Source organism: Herbaspirillum sp. GCM10030257, from assembly GCF_042666555.1.
Classification (GTDB): Bacteria; Pseudomonadota; Gammaproteobacteria; order Burkholderiales; family Burkholderiaceae_D; genus Noviherbaspirillum.
Genome location: NZ_JBHTDH010000047.1, coordinates 1 through 23,121 on the forward strand (window position 1 = coordinate 1; position 23,121 = coordinate 23,121).

Consider the following 23,121-nt stretch of genomic DNA (forward strand, 5'->3'; position numbering starts at 1 on the left):
TGGGGTGGCTCGGGAGGCGGTGAGAACCGATGGTTCTCTTCAGCGCTCGCCGAGCCTAAGAGAGGCAGGCGAGGTCTCGGGTGGACAATTGCGCGCGGCCGGCATTCGAGAGCAGATACCCGAATGCAGTGCGGCACTGAACATGGTCAGGAACAAAGCGCGAAGCCATAGGTGACACTCCCTCGTTCAGGGACGAACAGTTGCGATTCATCTGAATGCAGATCTTGTTCACGTTGGCGTCAGTAGGAAGGTAGGCTAATTTCACTTGAGTATATACACATTGCACAATTCGTCAACTCCACCGCTCAACGCCCCTGCGCTTGAGCAACCATTGACTGTTCATCGTAAAAATCACGCTCGGCGTCATCGTCACCCGAGCATGAAGGTCGTCGTTATCAATGCAATTTTGAAGGCGATAAAAATACGTATCCATGCCCGCGTCCGCCTCCCGGTTTCGACCAGCTCTTTTGCACGACGACGTTTATTAACGCGTGTCAGAATACGTTTAGCCCGCGAGCCGGCATCTCGCTGCAGCGAATAGTTAATGTTTGTCATGATCACAGTCCCAACCCTCTCGGGTGAAGCAAAACAGAAGAATGTGTTGCATTTGGCAGGTGCCCTATGCAGCACTGGGATTCGTGTTACTCGGCGTGAACAGAAGACTGGTTATGACCAGCTCAACCGACCCGCCGAGCCAAAGGGAGGCAGGCGACGGCCTGCGACGTCAGGTGCCCGGTCGAAGTCATATAGAACGACATCAGGGCAGAGGTAGACTGGATCCTAGAATGCGGCAATGCGCGACGCAGCAATATCCTGTTCAGTGGATATCCGAAAACAATATTTTTGTCGGTGCGCTGCTTCATTGAAATCTAGTGTCGAATTTGATTAAATAATAGCGCCGATTCCTGTCGAAGCAAGGAATCGGCATTCTGCTTATGCGACCACGGTGGCCTACATAAGTGTATTCGGAAAAACGGCGCAGCTATGCAGAACAGCCTGCATATTTAGTGCAGCCAAGGGCCGTCTGAGTTATTCCATATACGTCACCCTGTGCATTCCATGGCTGCTAACCACGCCACGTTGACGGTGGAAGCACTATTCCGGATGAACTTCCTCGTTCATGGCCGGCCGGGTAATTTTACGGACGGCCTGCCGTTGTCGCGCAATGATCCGTGACGCTCTGTAAGAAGCTCGCTTTACGGCACAGTCAATCGCTGAATACATATCTTCCTGAATATCCTTCACCAGCAGTTTGGGCCGTCCGGGAATGACGACGGACACCTGGCATAACATGTCGCGGCCTCCTTTCGGCCCGTTCAGATCGCGAAGGCGCACGGATACCGTCGCTATTTTGTTCTGAAGCGACACAAACGCGAACTGCAACCGTTTGCTGAGATGGTCGTGCAGTGAAGGGGTTAAGAAAAAATCGTTCGAAATGAAATGAACCTGCATGGAAACCTCCTTGCCGAACATTTGATGCGGCTCAGCTGAGCCGTATTTACATTGTTTCATGTCCGCTCTCAAGCAGGAATACAGAATAAGCTGAGATTGGGATCTGAAAAACGAGAGAACATTGGAACGTTTACTAATTATCCGTAGAGGCCTTGGATTTCTTGATCGGGCAAAGCTACTCGACGATGCATTACGAAAGGAGTGCTTTGACCATGTAACAGGGATTGCCTGGATAAGTACGCACCATCAACTCGGAATCAGCATCCAATCCGATGTAAACCCTGAACCCTAAGTGTGTCCAAAACGACGAGGATCGCTGGACTGCGATGAGGGCAGAATGGCTGATTCCCCGCATTTTCGCCAGCTCGAATGCGACGTTTACCAATGTGCGTCCTATTCCAAGCCCTGTCGATTGCCTTGAAACGGCAAGGTCATGCAGATAAAGCGAATCAGGTTTCGACGCAATGGAGAATTTGCCGTCGAGAGGAGTGACACGTCCCAGAAGTGAGTGATAGGCAAACAGGTAAGCACACACACCGTGAGAGTTGAGCGTGACCAGGGAGGTATCCCGCGCAGCCGTAATCCGTTTCGCAATGACGTCAGGAGACTCCTGCATTTCACGTGGGTAGTTCTCCGCCTGGATGTGCAGTATGGCTGCTAGATCGTCGTCCTGTACGGATCGATACCAAAATGCAATAGGCGTGTCGTTCATGAATTCCTCGTTGTTTGAATTAGCTGTGATAGGTCTCTGGCCGGGCTATATCCTGTGTTACCAATCTGTTCCGGAATATATTCGCTGAGAGCCGTAGGGGTCGCCAGAAGTGACTATGGCTCTTTTCTTGGCGCTGCATAGAGTTAGCCCTAATACGTACCGTTTGCTTCAGGCTGATAAATCACGTCCAGCACCCGTAATCCTAGTCGTCGCCCCGATGCGCCAATCCAGTGGATGTCTTGTCCCGTTGATAGGCCGAGCAATGCTGCGCCAACTGCGGAAAGTACAGACACTTCACCTGTATGCATGTTCGGCCCTGGATAGGCAAGTGTGAACCCATAAACAGCTTGCGTGTCAATTTCAACAAAGAGGACCCTCGAATTCATCGTAACGAGATCTGGTGGTACACGTTGAGGGGCAATAAGGCGAGCTGCTGATAATTTCTTTGCCAGTAAAGCATTAGCATGGCTGTTTGCCTCACATTCCCGCGACAGAACTTGAGTTAAACGACCGTGGTCCGCAGTAGAGAGCGTAACGCAAACCAGTTCCCCAGCTTCACGCGACGGGTGTCTATCATGCTGAGTTTGTTCAATCATGTCACTTCCTTCTTGGAATAAACGTATCGTGATCCCCTGCGTTTGGTGGCCCAAGTTTTGGCACCGCTTTATCACGTTGCAGAGGTTTTTCACGGCAGAGGCGGCGCGGCGTGGCGACAACGAGTAGGTCACAGCTTGTATGGTCAATAAGACGCTGCGCCACGCTTCCGAGCAGGAATTCGTGGAGCCGTGACGTTCCATGTTTGCCGATAACGATCAGGTCGGCATTTAACCGTTTTGCACGGTCGCAAATAACGGGAACGGGGAATCCGTACTGAATCGCACGCGCGATAAGTTCTCTACGTGGTCCGAGGTCGTCAATGAACTGGTTCAAACGAGCCCGCGCTCTTTCGCATGCCTTGTCCCTGTATTTATTAATCACCTCGTTCGTGATTCCCGCCTCTCGCATGATTCCTTCGTTTGTCACGTGGCATGCATTGAGGAAAGTAAAATAAGCGGTTGGAGCGACAGCCAAAGCAAGCAGAGCTGCATCTCGCGAATGCTCCGAAAAATCAATCGCCACTATTATTTTTGAGTATGGCGCCTGCGATTGTGAGTTAACTAAAAGGATAGGCCGATCGCTTTGACGAATAAGCTCACTGTTGGTTTGACAGGTAAAAAAATCAACCATGGTAGTACGCTCTTTGGCGGCTACCACAGTAAGGTCGGCAGCCAACTCATTAGCGCGCTCCAGAATCGCAGTCACGGGTTTACTGGTAGCCGTAGATCGCGTGCAGACCGGCTGCGAAGCGATGGGCATTATTGAACCTGGTAATTTTCGTCCATGCAATAAGGTATCGAGAGAGATAGCATCCCCAATCTTTTCGCTCGTGAGTGCCTGCGAACAAGGAGATGCCTTGAGTGTTCCGGGCATCGACATAATGTCGAGTAAATCCGCGTTTAATTCAACACTAAGCACGGCTGCGCGGTTTTCTGCCCAACGGGCTCGGGGCGAATGGTCCGTGGCGACCAGAATCTTTTTCAATTTGATCATTGCTACCTCCCTTGCTAAAGCCGCTACCTCGGTACCTACGTGACGATGCTCTTATGTCGTCGATGAGTACTTCGCAAACGCTATAACGTGTACCTCAGCTTGTTGTTACTGGCTCCCTTCATGTCAAATGCGGTAATGTTTTAAGCGGGGGCGAGCGCCTGAAACCAAGTTAACTAACTGCTCAAAACGGTGAAGATGAATCCCAAGTATGCGTAGCAAGTCGTCCGAGAGTTCGCTCAGAATCTCTACATCGCTTTGGGACAAGAAGCGTTCATTTTCCATGGCAAAAGGATCCCCAACGGCCGGTGCGAGTAGCATGGCCGATCATAGGACGAGGTCCATCCGACGCCGCTAAGGCGCAGACAGGTTAATTAGGTCTTTGGGGTATGGCTCGGGAGGCGGTGAGAACCAAGGGTTCTCTTAGGCGCTCGCCGAGCCTAAGAGAGGCAGGCGAGATTCCGGGCAGACAACTGCGTATGGAGAACATTCGAGAAAACATTCCCGTGTGGCAAATGCCACGAACGCTGACTCAAATTTAAGTGCGCAACAATAGATGACACTCCCTCGTTCAGAGTCGAACAATTGCGATTCGCGAGAATGCAGGCCTTGTTCATTTTAGTGTCAATATGAGGATGATTGAATGTGACTTGAGTATATACGCTTTGAATTATTCGTCAACAGGGTGCCTCGAAGCTGCAAGGCGTGTGGAACAGTGGGCGGCGAGTCGCCAGTTCCGGGTTTTGCATTCGCTCGCCATTTTTCTGTCTATATTCGACTCTCACCGACCGAATCCGGACATTCCGTCAAGTTTGACGCCTACAGGGACTTCAGATATTGCGCGAGGTCCAATATTTCACTTTCTGTCAATCCCAAGGACTGCTTGGTGTTATAGGTTTCCACTACGGCCTCCAGCGTAGCAGCCGTCCCGTTATGAAAATAGGGCGGGTGTTGCCATACGCCGCGCAGCGGCGCGGTGCGATACAGACCGGTCGCGCTTCTTGATGCGTAGCTAGGCGTACCATTGGGTTCGGGCTCACTTACTACCTCTGCCGGCAGATGCAACCGGAAGTTTGCGTCGGTCAGCTCGGGACCGCTATGACAGGTGACACATCTTGCAGCGCCATTGAACAAGACTTTGCCTCGCGCTGCGGCGACCGGATCGAAACTTCCTGAGGGCGGCGGCGGAGCTTTCAGGCTGAGTTGATACGCCTGTAGAGCCGGCAATTTAGGCGTTATCTGATCGTCCGTCCCGTTCGTAACCCGAACGCCCGTTCGCGGTTCGATGAATGTTCCATGTCCGCCCATCTGCGTAATACCGACATAGCGGTTCCAGTACGCGACGTCTTCACCGTCGCCCGTCGAAGTAATGCGATGAATACCGTCGAGACCATAGGCAGGAGGAATAACCTGTGGGCCATTCTTGCCATCTTGATTGAAGCGCGGATCGTACATGCCTTTGCCCCAGGAGTTGTAAACCGCTTTCATGGTTGCGCTCAGCGCAGGCGACAATGCAATGATCGCTCCTGGATTGAGATCGCGGTTTGCCCACCCGTCGAGTCGTTTGCCAATGCCGGGAGAGAACGAGTTATCAACGGTTGAATGGCACAGGGCGCACGTGACGCCAACACGTGTCAGCGTATCCTTGCCATTGATTGTCTCGACTTTCCCTTGCAGCCCAACGACGGCATTGAGTTTGAGAAGCGCTACGGTGGTATCTGGCGCCTTTAAATCGATACTGCCGTTCTTGATGCCTTCTACTACGGGAGGGGGTAATGCTTCTGAATCGACCTTCAAGCCGACCGACAATGCTGTCAACGGATCGACGGCAGTGCGGATGACCTCGTGCATGCGCAGCGTGTCTGTCCATTGCGTTTCATCGCCGAAGGTATCGAAACGAAAGATCTGCTTTCCTTGTGCAAGGAGAAGCGAGTCGGACATTGGACTTTGTGTTTGATCCGGATTCAGCGCGCCTTGATTGTTATTGCCTGCTGATTGATCTGCGTCGGCGCCGCAGGCCACCACCAACATGGTCGTCACGCCGACGACTGTAAGCAGCGTCAGGTTTCGCCAAGTGTTGACGAAAATAGTGCCGACCCATACCTGGGCTTGCTTGATCTGGTTACAGACAGGAACGGGTTCACACTTATCCGTCGGTTTCATGGTTAAATTCCTTTCCGGTGGCATGCAGCGGGTATCCTGGCGCTGCCCGCATTGCGTTAAAACGCTGCGTATTTCTCTCCAGTACAATACCGCCGCGGTGTCCTAGTAGCCGTAAAAATCCTCGCTACGAATATCATTTTCACTGGCACCTATGCCCGCCAGAATGCTGCGTACGGTTTCCACCATTCCTGGTGGTCCAGCCGTATAAAATATGGGTGCCACGAGGCCTCCAGTGGCATCTTCGACGAATGCAGTGTCTAAAGACCGTGTTTTTCCTTTCCACGGCAGGACTGATCTTCCAATGTCAGTCATCGTTGCCACGAGTTGAAACCGTTCATTTTGTTTGTCGAGTCGCTGCAGTTCGTCGAGATATGCAGAATCCTCCGGCCGTCGGTTCGTGTAGAGAAGAACCAATTGCTGCGGCGTTTTGTCACGGGTTGCCTGCCGCAATATGCTTATAAACGGCGTAATGCCGATACCGCCCGCAATGAAAACAGCAGGACGTGCGATATCCTTGTGAAGAGTTAGGGAACCGAACGGCCCCTCGATGGTTGCTGCCGTGCCAGATTTGAGCTCCCGGAGCAAGCGTTTATATGCCGTGTCGCGCATACGCGTGGCAATTTCCAGACCTTCCTGGTAAGGTGCGCTAGCGATAGAAAAGGTGTGACGCAGCGGCTCGGCGCTTTGACTTTCAGGATTGATCAGCACGAGATCGACTGCCTGCCCCGGCTTAAAATTGAAGTCATGTGGCTTATTGAAGTGAAATGCCATCGTACCGGTGGCAATCTCTTTGCTATGCGTGAGCCGAACTTGGTAGGTAGCCACGACGTACTCCTTAAGTATCAGGCATTGATGCTACGGCGGCATCTGAGCCGTCATGAATTGCTAAAAATCTTTGCGTCGTTTCTCCTAACGCCGCAATGAGCGCAGGGGCACCGGTTCTGCGAACGCGTTTACATCACCTTATATATTTCAAGGCATGTCGTTGTCCTTGATAGCATTCATGAATAAGCCACCTTCAATCTGAAAGTACTTTGGGCGTATCGCCATCTTGCCAGTTCGAATGTAGGCTAAGATCTGGATTGGCAATCGTATTTCAGACGTCAGCAACTTTGATGCGTACAGCACCAATTACAGCAGGTAGGTGCATGTCCTTGCCATGGTCTTCGAACGTTTTTGGTAGTAGTACGACATTTGATGACACTGCCGTTTCCCACGTTCCCGAAATGCGCAATAGTAGACAATAATTTTGATGAACAAGGAAAGCCGGCCCTGAAATGCATCCACTGCTGTACATGAAGATTTTTGTAAGGAGAGCCGCATGTCAACAGACGCTAATGTTCCAGTCGCAACGCTGTATCAGCGTATTCTCGAATCCATGCCGGAGGCATTGATTTTGTCAGATCTGGAAGGGACCATTAAAATATGGAACGCGGGAGCCGCATCTTTATTTGGCTATGCTTCTGACGAAGCTCTCGGACGCAGCCTTAATCTCATCATCCCTGACCATTTGCGCAAAGCGCATTGGGACGGATTCCATCAAGCGATCATGCGGGGCAGCACGGCACACGGTAAACGCTCGGCAATTACACGATCGCTACACAAGGGCGGCCAGCAGCTTTACGTAGATATGAGTTTTGCCGTGGTGAGCGATAGCGACGGCAAAATCATCGGAGCATTGGCAGTCGCCCGCGATGCTACGGAACGGTATGTTGAGGAGCGGAATCTTCGCCGACAGCTTGCTGAGATGAAGTCAATGCGCCACGATTGACCATGACCAACGCCGCGCTTGGCTCCAGACGCAACCCCGGACGATGACATGGCGAAGAGTCGCAACGCATGGCGCCAGACAAAGTGTACGGCATCAACGGTACAGCCAGGCTGAGGCCGCTCTAGATGTATCGTTCGTTCATTTTCTTTGCGAAGAACTGCACAAAGGCTTCCACCTTCTTCGGACGGTTGCGCGCCTTTGGAAACACTGCATAGATCGCTGGCAATTCTGAAGCCATGCTCATCGCATATTTATCAAGCAAGCGGATCAGGCGGCCGTTGCGCAGGTCGTCGTCGACCAGCCATTCTGGCTGTATGGTAATGCCGAGCCCACTTCGAGCCCATGCGAGCAGCGCGTGCGATTCGTTGCTCGCATGCGTACCTTTAACAGCAACCTTCATCGCGACGCCATTCAGCCGATATTCCCAGTGCAAGGGATGGGGTTCATGACAATAAAGAAGGCACTGATGTTGTAGCAGATCCGAAGGGTGCTGCGGCGCTCCATATAATGCAAGGTATTGAGGGCTGGCGCAGGTAATGCGACGATAAGGCAGCAGCCGGCGAATCATAAGGTCCGAATCCTTGGCATGGCCGGCACGAAAGGCGAGGTCAAAGCGATTCCCGACAAGATCGACAATCCTGTCACTTACCTGTAGATCGAGATGAATCTTCGGATATTGCGTGGAGAACTCATGCAAATGAGGATAAACGAACGTCATCGCCACGCCTAAGGGTAAGGTGACACGGAGAGTGCCACGAGGTTCGGCGGCTAGGCTTCGTACAGCGTCTTCTGCCTCCATGGCCTGCTCAATGATCCGGTTGGCATGCTCATACCAAAGTCGCCCGGCTTCCGTGACATTGATGCGGCGCGTGGTTCGATCGAGCAGGCGCACGCCGAGTTTTTTCTCCGTGCGTGCTAATACACCGGTAACAGTTGCGGGTGCAAGTCCAAGCACGCGTGAAGCCTGCGCCAGACTGCCTGAGTCGATGATCTGGCAAAACACCTGCATGTTGAAAAGCTGGTCCATTCGGTAATTATTCAGTAAACGTGAAGAATCTATTCATCACTGTCCACTTTATCAAAGTTTCTGCCAGTCATAAGATTATATGCATCAGGTATTTTATCTATCATCCACAATCAGGAGAAACTCATGACGCAACGCGGAAGCTGTCTTTGCCAAGGTGTGCAATACCGCATCCACGGCCCACTGACTGACGTCCTCAACTGCCATTGCTCAATGTGCCGAAAGCTGCATGCTTCGGCCTTTCGCACGCGTGCCAAAGTGGCGAGCAAGGATTGGGAATGGGTATCGGGAGAGAAGCTCGTCAAGTACTATGAATCCTCGCCGGGTGAACACAAAGGTTTTTGCAGTCAATGTGGGTCGAGTCTGTTGACGCGTTTCGACAAGTACCCCGAAGTGTTTGGTTTTCCGCTCGGGACCTTGGATACCGATCCCGGTGTGCGGGCAGGGCGGCATGTTTTCGTAGGAAGCAAGGCGCCATGGTTCGAAATTACAGACCAACTCCCCCAGCATGAGGGATACGGCTATTGACAGCCATGCGAGCGAGTGTTTTAAGCCGGGTTTAACCCCTGTTTTATTTGCTGATGAGTAAGGACCCGAAGTGAACTGCGCAGCTAAGCGGTGTGACGTAGGGCCTGCTCAAGACTTAACAGGGGGAGATTGCCTGCCAGCTCATTTGAAGTTCGGCAAGCTGGCTGGGTGGCGCGGGCCGTCCAATCAGAAAGCCTTGCACTTCGTCGCAACCGGCTGCGCGCAGGTATTCAAGTTGCTCGGCGTTTTCAACGCCCTCGGCAATCACCCTAATACCGAGGCCATGTGCCAACGCGATCGTCGCGCGTGCAATCGCCGCACTGCGTGTATCCGCAATGATGTCACGGATAAAGCATTGATCGATTTTCAGCTTATCCAGGGCAAAGCGGCTCAGGTAGCCAAGAGAAGAGTAGCCTGTTCCAAAGTCGTCCAGCGATACGCGGACGCCAAGTTCTCGCAAGGCAGCGATCTGGCGCAGAGCGATTTCCGTGTCCCGCATTAGTACACTTTCCGTCAGTTCGATCTCTAGATAACGCGGCTGCAGGCCGGATTGCGCAAGTGCGCTTTCCACTACCTGAACCAGCGTTCCGGCGGCGACTTGCTGGGCCGATACATTGACCGCGACAATCAATGGCGCCGGACCTGTCTCCTGCCAATCCCTCGCTTGCGCGCATGCCTGCCGGATGACCCATTCGCCGATCTGGACGATCAGGCCGATATCTTCCGCCATCGGAATGAAGTCGGCCGGCATGACCATGCCGAGCTTGGGACTGTCCCAGCGGAGCAGGGCTTCCACGCCACATAAGCGTCCATTACTAAGGCATACCTGTGGTTGGTAATACAGCAAGAGCTCGTTGCGTCCTAGTGCGCCGCGCAGCTCATGTTCTATCGAAATCCAATGGAGCGCCTGCGCATTCATGGTTGACTTGAAAAAACGCAGTGTTCCCGGACCGTACTGCTTGGCGTTCGACAAAGCGGCATCTGCGTTCTTCAGCAGATCACTTGCATGTATTCCGTCATAAGGATAGACAGAAATGCCTACGCTCGCTGTTACCGAGAGATTTCGACCCTGAACCAGGATGGGCGCAGCAATTTCGTCTAGCAACTGGTGCGCAAAGGTAATGACATCGTTATTGTCCTCGAATCGTGTGAACACGATCACGAACTTATCGCTGCCTGGGCGTGCCAATGTATCGCCATGCGGCAGGCGTGCAATCAGGCGCCTCGCGATTTCCCACAGGACCGTGTCCCCGGCCTCATGTCCCAGACTATCGTTAAGCCGTTGCAGGCGATCGACATTGAGAATCAGTACTGCGACCGCGGGATGTTCTGGCTGAGCATTATCAATGGTTTGCTGCAGGCGATCATTAAGCAAGCGCCGGTTGGGCAACCGTGTCAACGGATCGTGGTTGGACAGGAATGTCAATTGGGCATTTGCCTCCGTGATTTCGCTAAGGTCCGTGATCACCGCCACGTAGCCGGTCCGGCGGCCGGCATTGTCACGCATGACGCTGATGGTCATCCATTGCAGATAGGCGGCACCGTTCTTTCTTTTCCCCCAAATCTCGCCACGCCATTCTCCGTTGGTCTCGACGGCGTCGAGAATGGATCGATAGAACGCGTCGTGATGGCGTTCGGAGCGCAGCATGGTGGGATGCTGCCCGAGGACGTCCATCTCTGGATAGCCGGTGATGCGTTCGAAGGCAGCGTTGACGGCGACGATCCTTCCGTCGATATCCGTGACTACGATTCCGTCTTGCATATGGTTAAAGACGCGCGCGGCCAGGTTCAGCTTTTCATCGGCGAAATGGCGCTGCGTCACGTCCTGCAGCGTGCCACTGATCGCCGTGGTTTCGCCCCTCTCGTTTTTTTGTTCCGCGCTGCTGAAGTACAGGTACCGCACTGGTCCCTTGTCGGGATTGGTACGTAGTTCGCCAAGCCAGGCACGTCCTTGCCGGAATGCCGACTCAACCTCGGTTCGGTCATCCGGATGTAACGCCTCAAGGAACTGATGCAACGGCGGCGAATCCGGCGTCTTCTGCATGGCCAGCAAAGCAAACATTTCCTCCGACCATTTACCCTTCTTGCGCTGCAGGTCAAATTCCCAACTGCCAATACGTGCAAGTTTTTGAGCCGCGTTCAATGCCGACTCGCTTGACACCAACGCCTTGTGAAGGCTGGCGCGACGCCGGAGTTCATGCAGCCCGACGTACCCTAGCCAACAGACTAGGAACAGAAATGCAACGGACACGGCCGTATAGGCCTGTGCCGCGTTCCGCCATGGCGCAAGGACTTCGCGCTCGCCAATCCCGACCAGCACGACCAACGGCCGGCCCCGGACACGGCGATAGAAATAGATGCGTTCAACGTTGTCCACACTGCTTTTGGCAGAATAACTGCCCACGTTTGCATGCGGCAACATTCCGACGAAGCGAGGGAGCGGATTCAGCTTCTTTCCTTCAATACCGTGCTGATCTGGCACCCGCAGCATCAGCGTGCCGTCAGTGCCGAGGAGCGAGACCACGCCGTCATTTCCAGGTTTAATCGACTTGTAGAATTGATGAAAATGTCTTGGTTCGACAGCGGCCGCAATCACGCCGCCAAACGAACCATCCGGGCGGCTGATGCGCAGGCTGACGCCGATGAACCAGACGCCATGCTTGCTCAACTGCGGCCGGTCGATGTATAAGCCTTGCGTCGTCGTTTCCCGGTGTACCTTGAAGTAGTCTCTATCGGAAAGGTTGTACTTCCCGGGCAAGCGTTCGCTGTCATGGATCATGTCACCTTCCGTATCCAGTACCCAGATGGCGCGAACGAAAGGCAGGTTCCGGATCGCAGAGACAAGGATGTCGTGCACTGCTTCATCATCCTTGCGCTTCTGCGATGACGGCAGTGCGATCGAGCGGGAGGATGATTGTAACGCAAGTTCGACGGCATTCAGGCTGTCAGCGGTTTGCTGCTCCAATACATGAACCAGCTTTTCCGAGGTCAGTTGCTGCAACTGCAGAACGCCTTGTCTTGCTTGTGACAGCGTGTAGATAAGGTTGGTGATAATGCCGATGAAGAGCAATGTGAGAAATGCGATCAAAAGGACACGCATTCGCTCCTCGTCCAGGCTCGTGTTACCCGGCATGGGAGGAGTATCGTTCGGCTGCGACTTGAAAGTCCAAGAGATGGGCATCGAAGATTGCCGCGCTTAAATTTTTCGGATGCCGGGGCGGAAAATACATCCCGGCGCGGAATCTCAGTATAACGAACTGGCACAAAGTGTTGGTGCGGGTGCATAACCAGACCCGCTTGCCGTCTATTCGGCAAATCATGCTTTCGACAAGTTAAACAGGTTAATTATTTTCCGCTTCGCTCCGATTTATTCAGCGAAGCGGCACGCGCTGAAGGTCGATCAACCATGTTGAAGATGAAGGTGGGTTACAGCCACAGCTATTATTTTTCATCTGCGCCTTTATTGACGGGTATCTGGAGTTCCATGCAGTAAAGCTCCTCCGTTGATACCTGGCTTTCCTCATAAGGAACAACCCTGGATCGGTCAACCCCGGTCTGGCATCAAGGTGTATGAGGCACAGGTTACACACAACAGGTGCTGGTCATGGTTCATTGAAAGCTGCATGCACGGTCAGCACATTGCCAGCCTTGCTTGCGTCATAGCCTTCCAGCGCCTTCGCCGATTGGCGAAAGGCGTCCGACTTCATGAGTGCCATCAATTGTTCTATTCCAGCCAGATCAAGATTGAGCGCCTTTGTGGCAAAGAAATAGCGCTCAATTGCGAGTGGAATGAAGTGCAGATTGAAACGCTGTGCTGCCGTTTCAACGCCAAAGCCAACTTCAGCCATACCACTGGCGATATACGCGGCGACGGCCGCGTGGGTAAATTCGGCGGTTTCAAATCCGTGAATATCTTGCGAACGAATATCGCAGCGCTGGAGCATCATTTCCAGCAGCATCCGTGTGCCTGAGCCTGCCTGACGGTTCACGAAACGGATATCCTTGCGTGCAAGGTCCGCCAGACCTTTAATTCCATGAGGATTGCCACGTGCAACGAATAAGCCCTGACGCCTGGTCGCGACCTGGATCAACGCGTAATCCGGTGTGAGCCACTTTCGATACTGCTTTAGGACAGGCTCTTCAAACTCGCCTATCGGTACGTGGAAGCCCGCGAGCTGGCATTCGTCATTGGCCAGCGCCGCAAGTGCTTCGCTGCTGTTTCGATAGCGCACTTCAATGAGAGCGCCTTCCTTCTTGATCAATCCCAGCAGCGTTTCGACCGCAAAGCCATGACTGGCAAACAATCGGATCGCTTCGCGCTTGAACGGCAACACTTTGCGCAGTTCTGCCTCCAGTTCAGATGCGAGCGATTCCAGCGTCGGGGCCAGGCGTGCGGAAAAACGCCTGTCTGCCTGGATCAGAACATTGGCAAGCTCGCTGAGGTCTGTACCTTTGCCGGGTCGCTTGACGATCAATTTGCTGCCAAAAAAGAGTTCGGCATCGCGCAAAATACCCCAGGCATGGCGGTATGACATGTTCATGATACGACCGGCGGCGGCGATAGAACCCGCTGTCTGAACACGCGACAGCAGTTGAATCAGCAATGTTGCGTCCACTGGGTCGCTATTGCCGTCTGGCGGGGCGATGGCCCAACGGGGGGATAGGATGACTTTCATAAATATCTATGTAAATTCAAACATATTTGTTCTCACTCCGCTCTCTGCTACAGTCTCTCGGTAATGAACATAAATATATGTCATTTCGTGCATATTATAGATTGGCGTACAGGTTTTTAAATCGATAAAGTCTCCATGGACCAAAAAGTCATCCCTATCCGTGCCGCACAAGAACCACGTGAACGCAAGCGTCAGGCACCCAAAGGCAGGCGCGTCGACCCAGCCGCCCTGGCGGAAGTGCAGGCACTGCTTGGCGAATTACCACGTCGTCGCGACTTGTTGATCGAACACCTGCACTTGATTCAGGATCGCTATCGCCAGCTGTCGTCCCGCCATCTTGCTGCATTGGCGCAAGAAATGCGCATGGCGCAGGCCGAAGTGTACGAGGTGGCGACGTTCTATCATCATTTCGATGTGGTGCGCGATGATGGTGACCAAGGCGACACCAAGCCCGCCGATCTGACCGTGCGGGTGTGTAAAAGCCTTTCCTGCCAGATGGCAGGTGCGGATGACCTCTTTGAGCGTTTATCGGCAATTCTGGATACCAATGTTCGGGTCGTATCGGCCCCCTGCGTGGGGCGTTGCGAGCAGGCCCCGGTCGTGGTCGTGGGCCAGCATGCCATCCCCGCTGCAAGTCTGGGTCAGGTGAGTGCTGCAATTGCATCGGCCAGTGTGGAAGAACCGCTGCCTCCGTACGAAGACTACGACGCATACCGGCGCAACGGAGGCTATGCATTGCTGCAAGCTTGCGCAGGTGGCGAGCGCGATGTCGAACAGGTGATCCGGGCACTGGAAGATTCCGGCCTGCGCGGCCTTGGCGGAGCAGGGTTCCCAGCCGGACGAAAATGGCGCATCGTACGCGCGGAGCCTGGTCCGCGTCTGATGGCGGTCAACATCGACGAGGGCGAACCCGGGACTTTCAAGGATCGTACCTACCTGGAGCGCCAGCCACATCAGTTTCTTGAAGGTATGCTGATTGCAGCCTGGGCGGTCGGCATCGATGATATTTACATTTACCTGCGAGACGAATACCACGGCTGCCGGGCGTTGCTGCAACGGGAATTGGAGCGGCTGACAATCGATCCGCCGGTCAATGTGATGCCGACGATTCATTTGCGGCGTGGCGCTGGCGCTTATATCTGCGGCGAAGAGTCGGCGATGATCGAGTCCATTGAGGGTAAGCGAGGCATGCCGCGGTTGCGCCCTCCCTATGTCGCCCAAGTCGGCTTATTCGACCGGCCTACACTGGAACATAATTTCGAAACGCTGTATTGGGTACCCACGCTGCTGCAGCGAGGCGCGGCCTGGTTTGCTGCACAAGGCCGGCATGGTCGCAAAGGACTGCGTTCTTTTTCCGTGTCTGGCCGTGTAAAAAAGCCCGGCGTGCACGTTGCCCCGGCGGGCATCACGATACAGGAACTGATCGACGAATACTGCGGCGGTATGCAGGACGGCCACCGGTTTTATGCTTATCTGCCGGGCGGTGCGTCGGGCGGTATCCTGCCCGCCAGCCTGAACGACATTCCATTGGATTTCGACACCTTGCAACCCTATGGCTGCTTTATCGGCTCGGCCGCGATCATTGTCTTGTCAGACAAAGACAGCGCAATGGATGCGGCACGCAACATGATGCACTTCTTCGCGGACGAATCATGCGGTCAGTGCACACCGTGTCGGGCCGGCACGGTCAAGACACTGCAGTTGATATCGGGATCGAACTGGGACGAAGCCTTGCTTGCCGATCTTTCCATGGTCATGCGCGAGGCATCCATCTGTGGACTGGGACAGGCGGCTCCCAATCCGGTCGATTGTGTCATCAAGTACTTCTCCCATGAACTGGACCACAAAGGAGCACAGCCGTGAATGCCATTCTTCGCCAGGAAAATAAGGATGCGCCGGCCGCTATCGTGCAGTTTGAGCTCAATGGCAAGATCGTTGCCGCCTCAGCTACCGAAACGCTGCTCCAGGTTGCAAAGCGCGAAGGCGTCGCGATACCTCACCTGTGCCATACCGATGGTCTGGAGCCCGCCGGCAACTGCCGCGCCTGCGTCGTCGAGATCGCGGGAGAGCGGGTGCTGGCACCTTCCTGTTGCCGGCATCCTGCCAACGGCATGAAGGTGACAACGGACAGTATGCGAGCGACCCGTGCGCAGAAAGTGGTGGTTGAATTGCTGATGGCGGATGTCGGCGAACACTTGCGCGGCCGTGACAACGAGATGCAGGAATGGGCCGAACGCCTTGCAATCGGCAAGCCACGTTTCGAGGCCAGAAAGCGTGTCGCGCATGACAATAGCCATCCCGCGATCAGCGTTAACCTGGATGCCTGCATCCAGTGCACGCGCTGCTTGCGTGCCTGCCGGGACGAGCAGGTCAACGACGTGATCGGTCTGGCACTGCGCGGCAACGGCGCAAAGATTGTCTTTGACATGGACGATCCGATGGGCGCATCGACCTGCGTGGCTTGTGGCGAATGCGTGCAAGCCTGTCCGACGGGCGCCTTGATGCCGGCGCGTGACGCAGCATTGCCTGTGCCTGACAAGAAAGTCGATTCGGTTTGCCCGTACTGTGGTGTCGGCTGCCAGTTGACCTACAACGTCAAGGACAACCAGATCCTGTACGTTGAAGGCCGCGATGGCCCGGCAAACAAGGGGCGCCTGTGCGTGAAGGGTCGTTATGGCTTTGACTACGCACATCATCCGCAGAGGCTCACCAAGCCATTGATCCGCCGGCCGGGCGTGCGGAAGGATCCCCATGCGCCGATGGATCCCGAGCGTATCCTCGACGTCTATCGTGAAGCAAGCTGGGACGAAGCCTTGTCTCTGGTGGGCCAGCAGTTAAGCCGGGTAAAGGAACTGCACGGTAAGCGCGCACTGGTCGGCTTCGGTTCGGCCAAGGGCAGCAATGAGGAAGCGTATCTGTTTCAAAAGCTGGTCCGTACCGGTTTTGGCAGCAACAACGTCGACCACTGCACCCGTCTGTGCCACGCATCGTCTGTCGCGGCACTGCTGGAAGGCATTGGTTCCGGTGCGGTCTCCAATCCGGTCATGGATGTTACCGAAGCGGAAGTGGTCCTGATCATCGGTGCGAACCCGACTGTTAACCACCCGGTAGCGGCTACCTGGATCAAGAACGCGGTCAAGAATGGCACCAAGCTGGTGATCGCCGATCCGCGGCGGACCGATTTGAGTCGCCATGCGCATCGCACGCTTCAGTTCCACGCGGATACTGACGTCGCCTTGCTCAACGCCATGATGCACGTGATCGTGGAAGAGGGCCTCGCTGATGATCAGTTCATTGCCGAACGCACTACCGATTATGAGGAACTGAAACAAAACGTCAAAGAATATAGTCCTGAACGTATGGCGGCCGTGTGCGGTATCGATGCAGGCACCATCCGGGATGTGGCCCGGCTGTATGCGACTTCAAAGGCCTCCATGATCCTGTGGGGCATGGGCGTATCGCAGCATGTCCATGGTACCGACAACGTACGCTGCCTGATTGCACTGGCACTGATGACCGGTCAGATCGGGCGTCCGGGTACAGGGTTGCATCCATTGCGTGGGCAAAATAATGTGCAGGGTGCATCTGATGCCGGTTTGATCCCGATGATGTACCCGGACTACCAGCGGGTCGACAATCCAGCGGTACGCCAGCACTTCGAGACGCTATGGCAGACCAGCCTTGATCCGCAGCCTGGATTAACCGTTGTCGAGGTCATGGATGCAGCGTTGGAAGGCAAGGTGCGCGGCATGTACATCATGGGCGAGAACCCGGCGATGTCCGACCCCGACGTCAATCATGCACGCGAGGCATTAGCTGCACTGGACTTCCTGGTGGTCCAGGATATCTTTCTGACTGAAACGGCCTACTTGGCCGACGTGGTGCTTCCGGCATCGGCATTTGCTGAAAAAACCGGCACCTTCACGAATACCGACCGTATCGTGCAACTCGGCCGGCAAGCGATCAATCCGCCAGGCGAGGCTAAACAGGACTTGTGGATCATCCAGGAAATCGCCAGGCGCATCGGCCTTGCGTGGAACTATTCGGATGTGTCAGAGGTATTCGACGAAATGCGCCGCTGCATGCCAAGCATTGCCGGCATTACATGGGAGCGGTTGCAGCGGGACGGTGCGGTTACCTACCCCTGCACGACTGAAGGCGATGCCGGCATACCGATTGTGTTCACCGATCATTTCCCGACCACCACTGGAAAGGCGCGCTTTGTCCCTGCAGACGTCATCCCGGCGGCAGAACGGCCGGACAGCGATTACCCGTTCGTGCTGATCACCGGACGGCAATTGGAACATTGGCATACCGGCAGCATGACGCGGCGTGCCATCGTACTGGACGCCCTTGAGCCGGACCCAGTAGCGCTGGTCCATCCAATGGATTTGGTCCAATTCGGCGTACAGCCCGGCGAACTGCTCACACTACAATCCCGTCGAGGTGAGGTCACTCTCTATGCACGCGCGGACGAAGGTACACCTCAGGGAGCGATTTTTGTGCCATTTTGCTATTACGAAGCGGCGATCAACAAGCTGACCAACCCGGTGCTGGACCCGTACGGCAAGATCCCGGAATTCAAGTATTGCGCGATTCGTGTTCGACCCGGCGGTGAAGCGCCAGTCCAGGGAAGCTATGGTGGCGGCCAAATCCTGAATCGAGTCACCGAAGTATCCTGACGTGCAACTGCTGCGGTCGGCATCAGAAGGCCGCAGTCTAGATCATGGTGCGGATGGACGTGGCAGGTTGTTAACCCAATAGCGTAACGTTCGTGCGGCGATGGATCCGATTACTACGGATGCCCCGTACTTGCGGAGCCTGCATTAATCTTCCCAGGGTTTCTCCGTCTATTATGGAATTTTCAGTGATCATATCAAGCAGTTGCGCCGGCGAACCGACATCACGCAAATTCTGCGGCATGCCGATGCCAAGCTCCTCCGAAGTGGACAAATCACTGTCGGCATGACCTATTAAGCACCTTCATCCTATGGGACTGGCACATCAATTTAGATGTACGCAACAAACTTCAAACTTTCCAAGCCGATTTTGGTCCATCGCGCAAAATCACTCTCGGCAAAGTCTTGAAACGATTTTAATTTTTCGCAGCAAAGCGACTGGTTTAAATAAAATGGCCCATTTATCTGCACTTACAAAAGAAGGACATGCAAATTCAGGATAAGTAAAGGAACTGCCTTTAGATAATCAATGAAGTGCGCGCGGCTTCGTTGGTATGTCGGCTTGTGAGCGTATACCGGTCATGGAAGATTTATGCTGGTATGTCAGCAATCGGCCAAAACCGGTCAGTTAGATAGTCCGCTCCACTGACGGCTCCAAGCCGGGGAGCGGACGTTTCATCAATTTTGATAACGGGTGGCAGCCGATCCGTCCATAAACTGTTTGCCGGTCATTTGAAGCGCCCGGCCTGGAAGTCTCGTGCGGCCTGTACCACCTCTTCATGGGTGGTCATGACGAAGGGACCGCGCGCCGTAACTGGCTCCTCGATGAGCGGCGCATGGCCGTAGATGACATGTGCGGTATCCGTCGCGGTGAGGGTGATCTCATCGCCGCTCTGGTCGAACTCGACACGGGTGTATTGCTCTACCTTCTCATCACCGATGTCGACAGTGCCTTCGACGACGTACAGGAAGACCGCGCGCCCGGCCGGTGCAGGTAGCGTCACGCTGCCGCCTGCCTTGAGGTCAATGGCCTGCATCGTGGCGTCCGTGAGAGACTGCATCGCGCCGGTCGTATCGCCGAACTGCCCCGCGACCACATGGACGGTCACGCGGCCCCCGTCCCTGGATACGCTCGGAATATCGGCGGCTTACAGGCCAACGTAGTTTGGTGCCGATCCCTTCAAGCGGCTCGGCAAATTGAGCCAAAGCTGCAGGATTTCAATCTGGCCACCATCGCGTCGAAGTTCGGGCGGCGCGGATTCGTTGTGAGTAACGCCAGACCCGGCCGTCATCCATTGGACGCCGCCTTTATGTACGACCCGTCCGCCTGTTCGGCTGTCCTAATGCATGAGGGCGCCACGCCGGACAAACGTGACCGTCTCGAAGCCGCGATAGGGATGCCGATCAAACGGCAGACCATGATTATTCGGCGGCAACGTCTGCGGTCCATGGTGGGCGATGAGCAGGAATGGGCTCGGTCCGGAAAAGGTAGGTTCCGGCACGCGCGTAATCAAGTCAGCCATGTCCTGTCGGACAGTCGAGTTCTGCGAGAGGATGGTGCGGGATGTGTTGCGCGCGGATCCGTCGCTATTTACGACGTGGCTTGCAGTCGCTCCACTTGTAAAGCAAGGCTGATCGATTGCGAATGGTGATCGCCATTTTTAGGCTACGCTGAACAAGTAAACAGGATTGGTTGCCGAGCGTTATAGACTGAATCGACAACTCTCCGGGGCGAAGGACAATGACACAGCAGACTCTGGCCATGGCACAAGACGGATTCGAGCAGTACCGCAAGCCGACGCGGCGCGATCAGTTCCTGGACACGATGGATCAGATTCTGCCGTGGGAAGCCTTGTGCGCCGTGGTCGAGCCGGTCTATCCCAAGCCGGGCAACGGCCGGCCGCCCATTGGACTGGAACGCATGCTGCGCATTCACTTCCTGCGGCACTGGTTCAACCTGGCCGACTTGGCGTGCGGGGAAGCGCTGTACGACAGCGCCAGCCTACGCCGCTTCGCTGGCATCGATCTGGGCCGCGAGCCGGTGCCGGATGCAACCAGCCTGCTGCGCTTTCGACACTTGCTCGAGCAGCATCCGTTTGGCGAGAAGCTGTTTGCCCAGGCAGGCCGGGTGCTGCAGGACAGCGGCATGACACTCAAGACCGGCACGATTGTTAATGCGACGCTGATTGCCGCGCCTTCCTCGTTCATTGAGCGCGGCTGTCTCCAGCACCACCGCAAACTTGTCTTCCGAGGCCCATCCCTCGGGGGTCCCTCCCATCTCCCGGCACCGGCATTCCCTGATTCTTCAATTGACGCCGCCAAGTATAGAGGGTCTGCTCAGTGATTCCCGTCTCTCTTGCCAGTTCTGATACCGCCTTGTTCTCCGGCGGCATCATCCGCCGTAGTACCACTTCTTTTCGCTCCGCCGAATACGATTTCACTTCGACTCTTTACCCGTCCCCAATAAGATTTACTTCAATCAAGTGACACGATAACTATTCTGACACCGGGCCCCGGCAGCACTCGCGATGCTACGTCAGTTCCAGCCATCGTTCGGGCTGACCTGCCAACGGTGCCAGACGGCAGAGTCGGTGCCGCCGACAAACACGTCGATGCGTCCGTCGGCGTGATTGCCCACCGCGGGCCGCGTGCTCAGTCCGCCGCCCAAAGACGCCCAGTCGGACCAGGTCGAGATATTCGCGTTCTGCGAGATATGCCACAGCGCATTGTCCGAGCCTCTAGCAAACACTTCCAGCCTGCCGTCGGCGTTGCGCGTGACTCCTGGATCGGTGGTGATCACCCCGCCCAAAGACGCCCAGCTGGACCAGGTCGAGATATCCGCGAGCTGCCAGATATGCCACAGGGCGTTGTCGCTGCCGCGCGCGAAAACTTCCAGGCGCCCGTCGCCATTTCGCGTAGCGGACGGATTGGTGGTGATCACCCCACCCAAAGACGCCCAGCTGGACCAGGTCGAGATATCCGCGAGCTGCCAGATATGCCACAGGGCGTTGTCGCTGCCGCGCGCGAAAACTTCCAGGCGCCCGTCGCCATTTCGCGTCGCGGACGGATCGGTGGTGATCACCCCGCCCAAAGACGCCCAGCTGGACCAGGTCGAGATATCCGCGAGCTGCCAGATATGCCACAGGGCGTTGTCGCTGCCGCGCGCGAAAACTTCCAGGCGTCCGTCGCCATTTCGCGTCGCGGACGGATTGGTGGTGATCACCCCACCCAAAGACGCCCAGCTGGACCAGGTCGAGATATCCGCGAGCTGCCAGATATGCCACAGGGCGTTGTCGCTGCCGCGCGCGAAGACTTCCAGTCGCCCATCGCCATTCGACTCGACGGCAGGACTGCTGGTCAACACCCCGCCCAGCGAATACCAGCCTGACCAGGTATTGGAATTTGGCGCCGTTTCCCAGTTGTGATATAGCGCGTTGTCGGTTCCCCGCGCGAAGATTTCGAGGCGGCCGTCCTTGTTATTACCGACCGCGATGTCGCTGGTAATGATGCCGCCCAGGCCGGCAAAGCCCTGTGCCGCGGCCGCAAGCGGCAAGGCGAGCAGTGCAAGCAGGACCAGCCTGGTGAACCACCGATGGGCCGTATGCCCATGCCAGGGTGACGCTAATGCAATCGGGTTCATGATGTGCTCCTTCAAGGTAAACGACTTCCAACACAGGTCTGCAGGAAATGCCTAGCCAGAACAGAGACAGCGGAGAAGGTGGTCTTCAGACTCCGACGATATGGCAAAAAGAGCTCGGGCACGACCGGCCAACATATGCAACTGGCAGTTGAACAGACGAGGCGTGCGAGCTTGCAGACGAGCCGGCAGCGAGGCGCCGACTGAATGATGAGAAGAAAGCCTTGCGCTTCCCGGTCGATGCATGGGTTCAGAATAGATGGAGGCCTACGCCAAGTCAGCATGCCTTTTGAAGGCGGTTTGTAAAACATCAAAACATGCGAACTTAAGCTTGGCGATGCGGAATATTGCGTATAGTGAGAAACCAACAATTGCTTTAATGCAATGCTGAATAAGTAAACGAGATTGGCTGCCGAGCGTTATAGACAGAATCGGCAACTCTCCGGGGTTTCCCGGCCCGAGGATTGACCCGGCGCATGAAGGCATCATGTCCATTCTGTTGCGCGGAGAACCGACGAAGGTACACTGACGTGGTTTAGCCAGACTATTCCGGTTCGACCCAATCAGTTTGATTTCTCTTAATGAGATTGGCCGCATGGCGACAGGCAAGGGAAACCGCGGCAACGGTGGTCCAGCCGAGCGCACTTGCCGCTCCGTTAGGGAAGGCGACGCTAGGAATCGCGCCGGCGCCGTTCGCAATGTCTATCTTTCGTTCTATAGCAGACATCGGTGACAGCTATCCGACAGGCGGGAAAGGGTCGATTCTGTTTGCAAGGACTTCCCCTGCGAGTCAAGAAGTAATTAAGGCGGTACCTGCGGCGGCAGGTACCTCAACCATTGCGGTGGGCCAGTTTCTGTAGTCATATGGCGAATTGATGTCAGCGGATACAAC

16 protein-coding genes and 3 pseudogenes are annotated in these 23,121 nt (G+C 55.2%); 5 read left to right on the forward strand and 14 right to left on the reverse strand.

What is annotated here, in order from left to right:
• Positions 1-369: 369 nt before the first annotated feature.
• From ACFQUU_RS27650 to ACFQUU_RS27680, 7 genes are all read right to left on the reverse strand, one after another.
• Positions 370-555, reverse strand: coding sequence for a hypothetical protein (locus tag ACFQUU_RS27650; RefSeq protein WP_382251689.1), 186 nt, complete (start codon positions 553-555; stop codon positions 370-372).
• Between the two features lie 540 nt (positions 556-1,095).
• Complete coding sequence (locus ACFQUU_RS27655; RefSeq protein ID WP_382251691.1) at positions 1,096-1,512, reverse strand: HPF/RaiA family ribosome-associated protein; 417 nt, start codon at positions 1,510-1,512, stop codon at positions 1,096-1,098.
• 130 nt (positions 1,513-1,642) lie between these two features.
• A complete protein-coding gene (locus ACFQUU_RS27660; RefSeq protein WP_382251693.1) occupies positions 1,643-2,164 on the reverse strand; it encodes a GNAT family N-acetyltransferase in 522 nt (173 codons plus the stop codon).
• Positions 2,165-2,313: 149 nt separating this feature from the next.
• Complete coding sequence (locus ACFQUU_RS27665; RefSeq protein WP_382251694.1) at positions 2,314-2,760, reverse strand: GreA/GreB family elongation factor; 447 nt, start codon at positions 2,758-2,760, stop codon at positions 2,314-2,316.
• A gap of 1 nt (position 2,761) precedes the next feature.
• Entirely contained in the window at positions 2,762-3,754 is a 993-nt protein-coding gene (locus ACFQUU_RS27670) for a universal stress protein (RefSeq protein WP_382251696.1), read from the reverse strand.
• An 816-nt stretch (positions 3,755-4,570) separates the two neighbouring features.
• The gene (locus ACFQUU_RS27675) at positions 4,571-5,914 is read right to left on the reverse strand and encodes a hypothetical protein (protein ID WP_382251698.1); all 1,344 of its coding nucleotides are present in this window, start codon (positions 5,912-5,914) and stop codon (positions 4,571-4,573) included.
• Positions 5,915-6,016: 102 nt separating this feature from the next.
• Positions 6,017-6,739, reverse strand: coding sequence for an FAD-dependent oxidoreductase (locus ACFQUU_RS27680; protein WP_382251699.1), 723 nt, complete (start codon positions 6,737-6,739; stop codon positions 6,017-6,019).
• 496 nt (positions 6,740-7,235) lie between these two features.
• On the opposite strand from ACFQUU_RS27680, the gene ACFQUU_RS27685 reads away from it, so the two are divergent.
• Positions 7,236-7,685, forward strand: a complete 450-nt coding sequence (locus ACFQUU_RS27685) for a PAS domain-containing protein (RefSeq protein WP_382251700.1) — start codon at positions 7,236-7,238, stop codon at positions 7,683-7,685.
• 121 nt (positions 7,686-7,806) lie between these two features.
• Here ACFQUU_RS27685 and ACFQUU_RS27690 read toward each other — a convergent pair whose 3' ends face one another.
• A complete protein-coding gene (locus tag ACFQUU_RS27690; RefSeq protein WP_382251701.1) occupies positions 7,807-8,712 on the reverse strand; it encodes a LysR family transcriptional regulator in 906 nt (301 codons plus the stop codon).
• Positions 8,713-8,835: 123 nt separating this feature from the next.
• Between ACFQUU_RS27690 and ACFQUU_RS27695 the strand changes: the two genes are divergently transcribed.
• Entirely contained in the window at positions 8,836-9,237 is a 402-nt protein-coding gene (locus tag ACFQUU_RS27695; RefSeq protein WP_382251703.1) for a GFA family protein, read from the forward strand.
• A 115-nt stretch (positions 9,238-9,352) separates the two neighbouring features.
• Here the strand turns inward: ACFQUU_RS27695 and ACFQUU_RS27700 are convergent, their stop codons facing one another.
• Complete coding sequence (locus ACFQUU_RS27700; RefSeq protein ID WP_382251705.1) at positions 9,353-12,337, reverse strand: EAL domain-containing protein; 2,985 nt, start codon at positions 12,335-12,337, stop codon at positions 9,353-9,355.
• Positions 12,338-12,839: 502 nt separating this feature from the next.
• Entirely contained in the window at positions 12,840-13,913 is a 1,074-nt protein-coding gene (locus ACFQUU_RS27705) for a substrate-binding domain-containing protein (protein WP_382251707.1), read from the reverse strand.
• 135 nt (positions 13,914-14,048) lie between these two features.
• Here ACFQUU_RS27705 and ACFQUU_RS27710 point away from each other — a divergent pair, with 135 nt between their 5' ends.
• Together ACFQUU_RS27710 and fdhF are read left to right on the forward strand one after the other, a co-directional pair.
• Positions 14,049-15,776 (forward strand): NAD(P)H-dependent oxidoreductase subunit E, encoded by a 1,728-nt coding sequence (locus tag ACFQUU_RS27710; protein WP_382251708.1) that lies wholly within the window; start codon positions 14,049-14,051, stop codon positions 15,774-15,776.
• A complete protein-coding gene (gene fdhF, locus ACFQUU_RS27715) occupies positions 15,773-18,595 on the forward strand; it encodes a formate dehydrogenase subunit alpha (RefSeq protein ID WP_382251710.1) in 2,823 nt (940 codons plus the stop codon). The genes ACFQUU_RS27710 and fdhF overlap by 4 nt, the downstream gene beginning before the upstream one ends.
• A 725-nt stretch (positions 18,596-19,320) precedes the next feature.
• Here the strand turns inward: fdhF and ACFQUU_RS27720 are convergent.
• Positions 19,321-19,701 (reverse strand): pirin-like C-terminal cupin domain-containing protein, encoded by a 381-nt coding sequence (locus tag ACFQUU_RS27720; protein WP_382251711.1) that lies wholly within the window; start codon positions 19,699-19,701, stop codon positions 19,321-19,323.
• Between the two features lie 39 nt (positions 19,702-19,740).
• Positions 19,741-20,115: pseudogene (locus ACFQUU_RS27725) on the reverse strand (pirin family protein).
• Positions 20,116-20,333: 218 nt separating this feature from the next.
• Between ACFQUU_RS27725 and ACFQUU_RS27730 the strand changes: the two are divergent.
• Positions 20,334-20,795 (forward strand): annotated as a pseudogene (locus ACFQUU_RS27730) (transposase); the annotation flags it as partial.
• Here the strand turns inward: ACFQUU_RS27730 and ACFQUU_RS27735 are convergent.
• Positions 20,796-21,033: pseudogene (locus ACFQUU_RS27735) on the reverse strand (transposase); the annotation flags it as partial. It lies immediately after the preceding pseudogene.
• A 95-nt stretch (positions 21,034-21,128) separates the two neighbouring features.
• On the reverse strand, positions 21,129-22,232 hold the full coding sequence (locus tag ACFQUU_RS27740; RefSeq protein WP_382251713.1) for a hypothetical protein: 1,104 nt from the start codon (positions 22,230-22,232) through the stop codon (positions 21,129-21,131).
• Positions 22,233-23,121 lie beyond the last annotated feature (889 nt).